Below are 10,411 nucleotides of genomic sequence, written 5' to 3' on the forward strand. Positions count from 1 at the left end.
TATAACTGTGTATGACTTACACACACAGTTTACGTCATACACAGAAGGGGACACCGACATGACTGCTCCCGTCGTCGTCGCCCGTGGCCTGCGCAAGGCCTACGGCGACGTGACCGTGCTCGACGGCGTCGACCTCGACGTCGGCCGCGGCGAGGTGCTCGCCCTGCTCGGGCCCAACGGCGCCGGCAAGACGACCACCGTCCGGATCCTGTCGACCCTGCTCCGGCCCGACGCCGGGACCGCGCACGTCGCGGGCGCCGACGTGCTCCGCGACCCCGGCCGGGTCCGAGCCGCGATCAGCCTCACCGGCCAGTACGCGGCGGTCGACGAGCTGCTCACCGGCGAGGAGAACCTGCGCCTCATGGCCCGCCTCGCGCACCTGCCGTCGCGCGAGATCCGCACGCGGTCCGCCGAGCTGCTCGAGCTGTTCGACCTCACCGACGCCGCCCGCCGCGTCGTCAAGACGTACTCGGGAGGCATGCGCCGTCGGCTCGACCTCGCGGTCAGCCTGCTGAGCCGTCCCCAGGTCGTGTTCCTCGACGAGCCGACCACCGGCCTCGACCCGCGCAGCCGCAACGACCTGTGGGACGTCATCCGCGACGTCGTGGCGGGCGGGGCGACCGTGCTGCTGACGACGCAGTACCTGGAGGAGGCCGACCAGCTCGCCGACCGGATCTCCGTCATCGACCACGGCCGTGTCATCGCGGACGGCACCGCCGCCGACCTCAAGCGTTCCGTCGGGTCCGCGCACGTCGAGGTCGTGCTGCGGTCCGGGGCTGCCGAGCAGGTGCCGACCGACGGGTCCGTGCCCGACGTGCGGCGCATCCTCGCCGACATCGAGCGACGCGGCGTCGACGTCGAGAGCTGGCAGGTCCGCTCCCCCACGCTCGACGACGTCTTCCTCACCCTCACCGGCCGGCCCACCGACGAGCTCGTCGGTGCCTCCACCACTCGGGAGTCCTGATGACCGCCACCGCCGTCGCCCCCGCACCCCTGACGACCCGCGTCCCGCGCGGGCAGACCACCCGTGACACGAACGCGCTCATCTGGCGCTGCGTGCGCCGCTCCACCCGGCAGGTCGACTCGGTGTTCATCTCGGTGCTGCTGCCCGTGATGCTGCTCCTGATGTTCGTCTACGTGTTCGGCGGCGCGATCGACTCGGGCGGCGACTACGTCGACTTCGTGGTGCCCGGGATCATCCTGCTCACCGCCGGGTACGCGGCCGCGAACACCGCCGTGGAGGTCGCGACCGACAAGACGAACGGGATCATGGACCGCTTCCGGTCGATGCCCATCCGCGCGACCGGCGTGCTCACCGGGCACGTCGTGGCGAGCATGATCCGCAACGCCGTCTCGACCGCGCTCGTCATCGGCGTCGCGTTCCTCGTCGGGTTCAGCCCGCACGCGTCCGCGCTCGAGTGGCTCGGGGCGCTCGGCATGATCGCGCTGTTCGTGCTGGCCCTGACCTGGGTCGGGGTCGCGATCGGGCTGATCGCTTCGGGGCCGGAGGCGGCCAGCGGGTTCACGTTCGTGATCCTGTTCGTGCCGTACCTGTCGTCGGCGTTCGTGCCGATCGACACCATGCCGTCCGTGCTCTCGACGATCGCCGAGCACAACCCCATCACGCCCGTCACCGACACCGTGCGCGGGCTGCTGCTCGGGATGCCCGTCGGGTCGGCCGCGTGGCAGGCGGTCGTGTGGATGGGCTCGATCTTCCTGGTGGCCCGGGTCGCGTCGGGGGTGCTGTTCCGCCGCACGGCCTGACCCCGGCTCCGGACGACGCCCGTTCGCGGCCTGCACCGTGGGCGGGCGTCGGTCGTCCTCAGCGCACCGACGGGATGCGGGTCGCTGGCACGATGAGGCCGTGACGCGCGACGAGCTTGACGAGGCGACGTACTGCTGCGATGACCTGCGGTATCACGAGGCGCAGAGGTGCGAGCGGCACACTTCGCCGTGGGACTGCCCAGACGTAGTGCTCCTACGGCGTCGGAACGGCACCTTCGGGCTGCCCGTCCGCGACGGCGTGGGTGCCGCAGCGACGAGCTCCATCAGCATCCGCTGCTGCCCGTGGTGCGGCTCACCTTTGCCCGGCCACGAGTTGCGACCGCCGACGGCGGCGGACCGTGCCGCTGCGCGGCGCGCCCTGCCACTGGTTGGACAGCGGCCGATCGTGCGTGCCGCGGAGTCTGGCGACCTGGACGAGGTGCGTGCGCTGCTGTCCGCAGGCGTGCCGGCGCTCGACCCCGACTCCGGCGGATGGACGGCCCTGCACGCCGCCGCCGAGCGGTGCCACCCCGACGTCGTCCGGGTCCTGCTCGACTCGGGCGCGGACGTCGACGTCCGCGACGACGACGCCTCCACGCCGCTGCTCAGCGCCGCGGGTGAAGCCGATGGCGCGACGGTCTCTCTGCTCATCGAGGCGGGTGCGGATGTCAACGTCGTCGATCCCGTGCTGGAGTGGACGCCGCTGAGCCGAGCGGCCAACTACGCCAACCTTGACGTACTCACGATGCTGCTGGCCGCGGGGGCTGACCCGAACGGCGGTGAAGCGCTCCTGGCGGCCGCCGTGGCTGGTAGCCGCGAGTGCGTCGAGCGGCTCGTGGCCGCCGGAGCCGACCCCGGCCAGCAGGTCGACGGTCAGACCGCCGCGCAGTTGGCACGTGGCCAGGGTCATGAGATGGTCGCGCGCCTGCTCGAGAGTCTGGAGCATCGGGCCTAGGGACTCTGTCAGGGAAGTGCAGCGAGGGCCTTGCGGATGCGGGTCGGGGAGACCGGCACCGGGGTGCCGAGCTGCTGGGCGAACAGGCTGACGCGGAGCTCCTCGACGAGCCAGCGCAGGTCGTCGATCGCCGCCGCCCGGTCCGTGCCGGGGCGGGTGCCCGTCGCAGCGTCGTCGACGAGCTGCTCGACGTCGTGGACCTGCCAGGCGAGGTCGTTGTCGCGCTGCGGGTTGCCCGCGGCCTTCTCGAGGCGCGCGCGAGCCGCCCGGAGGTAGCGGGCGACGTGCGGGAGGCGGTCGGCGCCGACCTCCGACACGAACCCGTCGTGCACCAGCCGGACGGACTGCTCGCGCAGGTCCTGGACCGTCGACAGCAGGGCGAGGCTCGCGGAGCGGCGCAGGTCGGCGTCGAGCTCGCGCCACGCGGTCAGGACGGCGACGAGGTCGGTGACGACCGCGTGGACGGCGTCCTCCAGGCGGTCACGGACGGCGGTGCGCAGGGAGGCGTAGGCGTCGGCGTCGCGGACGTCGGCCGGGGTGCGGTCACCGAGGTGGGCGGTCATGAGGCGGTCGATCGCGGCCAGCTGCACGTCCGTGACCAGCGCGTCGGTGCTCGGGTACGGGCTCGCGGCGAGCGTGAGGGCCTGCGTGCCGGTCCACCTCGTCGTGACGCGGGCCGGCTGAAGGCCGACGTCGAGGAGCAGGAGCCTGCGCAGGCCGCGGCGGGCGGCGTCCGGGCGGGCGGACTCGTCCGCGAGGGACCGGACGGCGACCGACGAGGTCTCGTCGACGAGCGTCGGGTAGGCCCGGACCTGCGGGCCGGCGTCGAGGGCCTCGGGCAGGCGGCCGTCGGGGAGGTCGGTGGGCCAGGTGCGCAGGCCGGTGCGCTCGAGGGTGACGAGAGGGGCCGTGGCGCCGGGCGACGACGGCGCCGTGGCGGTCCCTGCCGCGGCCCGGTCGCCGGCCGCGGCACCGCCACCGGGACGCGCCGCAGCTCCGGTGCCCGACGACGGACCCGGCGCGGCCGTCGGTCGTCCGGACCCGCCCGCGGCACGCGCCTCCTCCATCGCGGCCCGCACCGCGGTCCGCACGGCGGAGTCGACGGCCTCCTGGGTCTGCGCGGCCAGCCGGCGCCGCAGCACCTGGAGGTCCTTGCCCTCGTCGACCACTCCCCCGCGGTCGCCGACCACCCGGAACGTCATGCGCAGGTGCGCGGGCAGCCGGTCGTCGTCGAATGCGTCCCCGGGCACGTCGACGTCGCGCAGCTCGCGCACGGCCCGACGGAACATGTCGCGGAACGACGGCGCGGCGTCCCCGGCGCGGACGGTGTCCTCCCACGACGCGGTGTGCGTGGCGAGCCACGCCTCGACCCCGCGGGCGACGTCGGGGGCGGGCACGAGCTGCACGCGCACGGGCTTGGGCAGCGAGCGGATGGTGGCCGTGACGAGCTCCTCGCGGAGGCCCGGGACCATCCACCCGAACCCGTCCGGCGTCAGCCGCGCGAGGGCCGTCAGCGGGATGTGTACAGTCACGCCATCCGCTTCTGTACCAGGCTGGAACTGGTAGGTCAGCGGCAGACTCAGGTCGCCCTGCAGCCAGCGCGACGGGAACGCCGACTCGTCGATGGCATGCGCCTCGTCGCCGACGATGAGCTCGCGCGTGAACGTCAGCAGGTCCGGGTCGCGACGCCGGGCGCCCTTCCACCACTGGTCGAAGTGGCGGGCGGACACGACGTCGTCGGGCACGCGCTCGTCGTAGAAGGCGAACAGCACGTCGTCGTCGACCACCAGGTCGCGCCGCCTTGCCCGGGCCTCCAGCCCTTCGGCCTCCGCAAGCAGCCGGCGGTTCTCGTGGAAGAACGCGTGGTGCGTGGTCCACTCGCCCTGCACGAGCGCGTGCCGGAGGAACAGCTCGCGCGCGTGCTCGGGGTCGACCTTCGCGAACAGCACGCGCCGCTGCGCCACGATCGGGACGCCGTACAGCAGCACCTTCTCGAACGCGATCGCCGCGCCCTGCTTCGTCGACCACGCCGGCTCGGAGTACGTGCGCTTCACGAGGTGCGCGCCGACCTCCTCGGCCCACTCGGGCTGGATGCGCGCCGCGTCGCGGGCCCACAGGCGGGAGGTCTCCACGAGCTCGGCGGCCATGACCCACGCCGGCGGGCGCTTGGCGAGGCCCGAGCCGGGGAAGATCGCGAACCGGGCGCCGCGTGCGCCGAGGTACTCGTTGCGGGCGCGCCGGTCCGGCCGCCCCCCGGCGCGGCCGCCACGGGCCGGCGCCGCGACCTCGGTGGCCTCCTGCATGCCGATCTGCGACAGCAGCCCGGACAGGACCGCGAGGTGGATCCGGTCGGCGTCCCACTCGAGGCGCAGCGCTCCGCGGACGGGCTGGTCGGACTCCGGCACCTCGGGGCTCGTCGGCCGGGCCTGCGGCGGCTCGACGCGGATCCCGAGCGGCTTCGCGAGCTCCCGCAGCTGCGTCACCACGTCCTGCCACTCGCGGATCCGCAGGTAGTTGAGGTGCTCGGACCGGCACATCCGGCGGAACGCGTTGCCGGACAGCTCGCGCTGCTGCTCGCGCAGGTACGTCCACAGGTTGAGGTAGGCGAGCAGGTCGGACGTGGGGTCGGCGAACCGGGAGTGCAGCTGGTCGGCCCGGTCGCGCTCGTCGGCGGGCCGCTCGCGGGGGTCCTGGATCGACAGCGCGGCGGCGATCACCATGACCTCGCGCGCGACGCCCCGGCGGCCGGCCTCGACGATCATCCGGGCCAGCCGCGGGTCCATGGGCAGCTGTGCGAGCGCCCGGCCGGTCTCGGTCAGCCGGGTGGTGCCGTCGACGGACTCGAGCGCGGCGAGCTCCGTGAGGAGCTGGACGCCGTCGCGGACCGCGCGCACGTCCGGCGGGTCGACGAACGGGAAGCCCGTGACGTCGTCCGGCGACGCGGCGACGCCCACGGCGATCATCTGCAGGATGACCGACGCCAGAGATGTACGAAGGATCTCCGGCTCGGTGTACATCGGTCGCGACGCGAAGTCGTCCTCCGAGTAGAGCCGGATCGCGATGCCGTCCGCGACACGCCCGCAGCGGCCCGAGCGCTGGTTCGCGGACGCCTGCGAGATCGGCTCGATGGGCAGCCGCTGCACCTTCGTCGCCTTCGAGTACCGGCTGATGCGCGCGGTCCCCGGGTCGACGACGTACCTGATGCCCGGCACCGTCAGCGACGTCTCCGCGACATTCGTCGAGAGCACGACCCGACGGTGCGGGTGCCGCTCGAACACACGGTGCTGCTCGGCAGCCGAGAGCCGGCTGTACAGGGGGAGGAGCTCGACGGCCTGCGGGTGCCGCGGGTCGGTGACGCGCGTACCGAGCGACGTGCGCAGCGCGTCCTCCGCGTCGCGGATCTCCCGCTCGCCCGAGAGGAACACGAGGATGTCGCCCGGCCCCTCGGCGGCGAGCTCGTCGACCGCCTCCGTGAGGGCCGTCATGAGGTCGCGGTCCTCGGTCGCCTTCTGCCGCGTCCGCTTCGGCGCGGCGTCGCCCTCGGGGACCTCGACGTCCGGGGACAGCGGCCTGTACCGGATCTCCACCGGGTACGTGCGGCCCGTGACCTCGACGACCGGCGCGGGCACGCCGTCAGGGTGGTCGTCCGTCGGGGGACCGGCGAAGTGCCGCGCGAACCGGGCCGAGTCGATCGTCGCGGACGTGATGACGACCTTGAGGTCCGGCCGGCGAGGGAGCAGCCGCGTGAGGTAGCCGAGGATGAAGTCGATGTTGAGCGACCGCTCGTGCGCCTCGTCGATGATCAGCGTGTCGTACGCCAGCAGCAGCGGGTCCCGCTGGATCTGCGCGAGCAGGATGCCGTCCGTCATCACCTTGACGAGCGTGTTCTCGCTCGACTCGTCCGTGAACCGCACCTGGTACCCGACGAGCTCGCCGAGCGTCGTGCCGATCTCCTCGGCGATCCGCTCGGCGACCGACCGTGCCGCGATCCGGCGGGGCTGCGTGTGACCGATCTGGCCCGCCCGGCCGCGGCCCAGGTCGAGGGCGATCTTCGGCAGCTGCGTCGTCTTGCCCGAGCCCGTCTCGCCCGCGACGACGACCACCTGGTGATCGCGGATCGCCGCGGCGATCTCGTCGCGCCGGGCGCTGACGGGGAGCTGGTCGGGGTAGACGATCGCGGGGAGGACCACCGCCTCGCGGTGGGCGGCTGCGCGGGCCCGACGGGCGGCCGTGCGCTCGTCGTCCTGCGGCGGGCGACCCCCGCGCCGAGCACTCTGGCGAGGTGCGCCGTCGCCCGACGGGCGGCCGTCGTCGCGTCGTCGGGCACCGCGTCCTCGTCGTCCGGAACCCCCGCGCCTCGCCTCCCCGCCCTGGGCACGCCCGTCGCCCGGACCGCGCGGGTCGGCAGGCGAGGAGGCGGAGGAGGTCACGACCGTCGATTCTCCCAGGTGCTCGGGAGACGTCGCGCGCTGATTCCTCGACGGCCGCACGAGCCTGGCGTCCTACAGTGGCGCGCATGAGTGACGACGCCCCCGCCCAGCCGCCCTCCGACGGCGAACGGCGCGCGCTGGCCGCGCTGGAGGCGGCCGAGATCGGCTTCTCCGTCAGCCGGCACGGACCCGTCAGCTCGCTCGCCGAGGCGGCGCAGGCGCGCGGCATCGAGCCGTCGGGGATCGTCAAGACGATCGTCGTGCGGCGCGGGGACGACGACTTCCTGTTCGTGCTGGTCCCCGGCGACCGCACCATCTCGTGGCCCAAGCTGCGGGCCCTGCTCGGCGTGAGCCGGCTCTCGATGCCCGACGCCGCGACCGCCCGCGACGTCACCGGCTACGAGCGCGGCACCATCACGCCGTTCGGGTCCGTGCGGGAGTGGCCCGTCGTCGCCGACTCCCGGATCCCCGGTCGGGCCGTGTCGATCGGCGGCGGCGCGCACGGCGTCGCGGCGACCGTCGACGGGGACGAGCTGACGAAGGCGCTGTCGGCGACCGTCGCGGACGTGACCGACCCCGAGTGAAGGTCGCCGTCGGTGACGCTGTCCGGACCGGACAGATCCGGCTCCTGAATGTGTGGGAAACGGAGTAATCGGTCCGATTCGGGTCGCGTGAGCGATACTTGCGGGTACGGTCATGGCGCCGGTCCCGAGAAAGCGGTACCGCACGCGCTGGTGTCACGAGGCGAGGAGCCATGGAGCTGATCGAGCACTCTGCCGCCGCCGGGACCATCACGGTGGAGGTGCAGGAGGGGCGGACCGTCGTCGTCCTGGCCGGGGAGATCGACGCGGCGCTCCGCGAGGAGGCCAGCGCGTCGATGGGACTGGCGCTCATGAACGGCGTCCCCGTGGTCATCGACTCGTCGGACGCCACGTTCATCGACTCGTCGGGCCTCGCGTTCGTCCTGCAGCTGCACATGGCGGCGAAGGAGGCCAGCATCCCGGTGACGCTGCACGACCCCGGTCGGGTGCTGCGCGACGTCCTCGAGATGGTGGGGCTCTCGAGCGAGCTGCCGCACGAGCCGGAGCACGTCGCGACCGTGTGACGCAGGTCGTCGACGGCGTGTCGCCCGGCGGGTCGCCGGGCGGGTCCGGGACAGGCCGGGCGACCTCTCCGGGACTGTCGGAGGGCTCGGTTACGGTCCGGGCATGCGGATGCTCCACACGTCGGACTGGCACCTGGGCCGGTCGCTGCACGGGGTCGATCTCCTCGACCACCAGGCGGCGTACCTGGACCACCTGGTCGACGTCGTGCGCTCCGAGCAGGTCGCCGTCGTGGTCGTCGCGGGGGACGTGTACGACCGGGCGATCCCGCCCGTCGAGGCCGTCACGCTGCTGTCCGACGCGCTCGCGCGGCTGACCGAGCACGCCACGGTCGTCGTGACGTCGGGCAACCACGACTCCGCGACGCGATTGGGGTTCGGGTCGGCGCTCATGCGGGAGCGGGTCCGCCTGCGCACGCGGGTCGCCGAGCTCGCCTCGCCGGTCGTGCTTCCGGACGACGAGGGTGACGTGCTCGTCTACGGGATCCCCTACCTCGACCCCGACTTCGCGCGGGCGTCGCTCGCGGACGACGGTGCGGCGCCGCTGGCCCGGTCGCACGAGGCGGTGACCGCGGCGGCGATGCGGCGGATCCGGGCCGACGCGGCGGGCCGGCCGGCCGGGTCGCGCACGGTCGTCGCGGCGCACGCGTTCGTCGTGGGCGGCCTGCCGAGCGAGTCGGAGCGCGACATCCGGGTCGGGGGCGTCGACCACGTGCCCGCGGGGGTGTTCGACGGGGTCGACTACGTCGCGCTCGGCCACCTGCACGGTCCGCAGCGGGTCGGCGGGTCTGACGGCACGGTCCTGCGGTACAGCGGATCGCCGCTCGCCTACTCGTTCTCGGAGCAGCACCACGCCAAGTCCACGGTGCTCGTCGACCTGTCCGGCACCGGGCCGGTCGCGACCGAGCTCGTCCCCGCGCCGGTGCCTCGCCGGCTCGCGGATGTCACCGGCACGCTCGACGACCTGCTCGGCGCGGCCGGCGAGGCGCACGTCGACCAGTGGGTCCGCGTCACCGTGACCGACGCGCACCGTCCGCAGGACCTCGTGCGGCGCGTGCGCCACCGGTTCCCGCACGCTCTGGTCGTGCAGCACCGCGCGGCCGACGGTGGCCCCCGGCCGAGCCGCGCGACCGAGGTGACCGGCGCGCACGACCCCCTCGACGTGGCCGCGGACTTCGTGCACCACGTGACGGGCCTGGCGCCCGCGGCCGACGAGCTCGCGGTGCTGCGGCGTGCGTACGAGCAGGTCGCGGACGTGGAGCGGAGCGCCTGATGCAGATCCGCTCCCTGACGCTGCAGGCCATCGGGCCGTTCGCCGACGCGCACACCATCGACTTCGACGCGCTCGGCGCCTCGGGGCTGTTCCTGCTCGACGGCCCGACGGGGTCCGGCAAGTCAACGCTCATCGACGCGATCGTGTTCGCGCTGTACGGGAAGGTCGCGTCCGCCGAGGCGAGCGACGACCGGCTGCGGTCGGCCTTCGCGGCGGACCACGTCGAGAGCGTCGTCGACCTCGTGTTCGAGGTGTCGTCCGGGCTCTACCGGGTGCGCCGGACGCCCGCGTTCCAGCGCGCGAAGAAGCGCGGCAGCGGCACGACGACCGCCCAGGCGACCGTCAAGGCCTGGCGGCTGCCCGCCGATGCCGACGTGCACGCAGGGCCGGCGGTGCTCGACCTGGTCGGCGTACCGCTCGGCAACCGGCTCGACGAGGTCGGCGCCGAGATCCAGCGGGCCGTCGGCCTCGACCGCACCCAGTTCGTGCAGACCGTCGTCCTGCCGCAGGGCGAGTTCGCGCGGTTCCTGCGGTCCGACCCGGACAAGGAGCGCCGGGTCCTGCTGCAGAAGATCTTCGGTACCGAGGTGTACGAGCGGCTGCAGGTGCGGCTCGGCGAGATGCGCGCCGAGTCGAACCGGGCGGTCGAGGCCGCGCGCGTCGGGCTCGACGAGGCCGTCGCCCACCTGGTGGGTGCCGCCCGGCTCGACCCGGACGAGGCGGACGCGCTGCGGTCCGCGGTCGACGAGGCGTCGCGCCGCGGCGGACCCGTCGAGTCGCTCGCGGACGAGGTGGCCGGTGTCGTCGACCAGCACGTGCAGCGGCTCGCCGGACTCGGCGCGGCCGGCCGGGCCGCCGCGGCCGACGCGGAGCGCGTCCGGCAGGCC

General features: G+C 73.8%; 8 protein-coding genes. 7 read left to right on the top strand and 1 reads right to left on the bottom strand.

What is annotated here, in order from left to right:
- The first annotated feature begins 58 nt into the window (after positions 1-58).
- From J7523_RS14465 to J7523_RS14475, 3 genes are all read left to right on the top strand, one after another.
- Positions 59-964, top strand: a complete 906-nt coding sequence (locus J7523_RS14465) for an ATP-binding cassette domain-containing protein (RefSeq protein WP_291887963.1) — start codon at positions 59-61, stop codon at positions 962-964.
- Positions 964-1,764, top strand: a complete 801-nt coding sequence (locus J7523_RS14470) for an ABC transporter permease (protein WP_291887967.1) — start codon at positions 964-966, stop codon at positions 1,762-1,764. The genes J7523_RS14465 and J7523_RS14470 overlap by 1 nt, the downstream gene beginning before the upstream one ends.
- Before the next feature lie 100 nt (positions 1,765-1,864).
- Positions 1,865-2,719, top strand: a complete 855-nt coding sequence (locus tag J7523_RS14475) for an ankyrin repeat domain-containing protein (protein WP_291887970.1) — start codon at positions 1,865-1,867, stop codon at positions 2,717-2,719.
- Positions 2,720-2,727: 8 nt separating this feature from the next.
- Here J7523_RS14475 and hrpA read toward each other — a convergent pair whose 3' ends face one another.
- On the bottom strand, positions 2,728-7,149 hold the full coding sequence (hrpA, locus tag J7523_RS14480; RefSeq protein WP_291887973.1) for an ATP-dependent RNA helicase HrpA: 4,422 nt from the start codon (positions 7,147-7,149) through the stop codon (positions 2,728-2,730).
- Positions 7,150-7,235: 86 nt separating this feature from the next.
- Here hrpA and J7523_RS14485 point away from each other — a divergent pair, with 86 nt between their 5' ends.
- The 4 genes from J7523_RS14485 to J7523_RS14500 form a co-directional block, all read left to right on the top strand.
- Positions 7,236-7,733, top strand: a complete 498-nt coding sequence (locus J7523_RS14485; RefSeq protein WP_291887975.1) for a YbaK/EbsC family protein — start codon at positions 7,236-7,238, stop codon at positions 7,731-7,733.
- Between the two features lie 170 nt (positions 7,734-7,903).
- The gene (locus J7523_RS14490; RefSeq protein ID WP_291887978.1) at positions 7,904-8,254 is read left to right on the top strand and encodes an STAS domain-containing protein; all 351 of its coding nucleotides are present in this window, start codon (positions 7,904-7,906) and stop codon (positions 8,252-8,254) included.
- A gap of 103 nt (positions 8,255-8,357) precedes the next feature.
- Positions 8,358-9,524: an exonuclease SbcCD subunit D C-terminal domain-containing protein gene (locus J7523_RS14495; protein WP_291887981.1), complete on the top strand. Its 1,167-nt coding sequence runs from the start codon at positions 8,358-8,360 to the stop codon at positions 9,522-9,524.
- On the top strand, positions 9,524-10,411 hold an 888-nt coding region (locus J7523_RS14500), incomplete at its 3' end, for an SMC family ATPase (protein ID WP_291887984.1). The genes J7523_RS14495 and J7523_RS14500, both read left to right, overlap by 1 nt.

It is taken from the genome of Cellulomonas sp., from assembly GCF_017744555.1.
Taxonomy (GTDB): domain Bacteria; phylum Actinomycetota; class Actinomycetes; order Actinomycetales; family Cellulomonadaceae; genus Cellulomonas.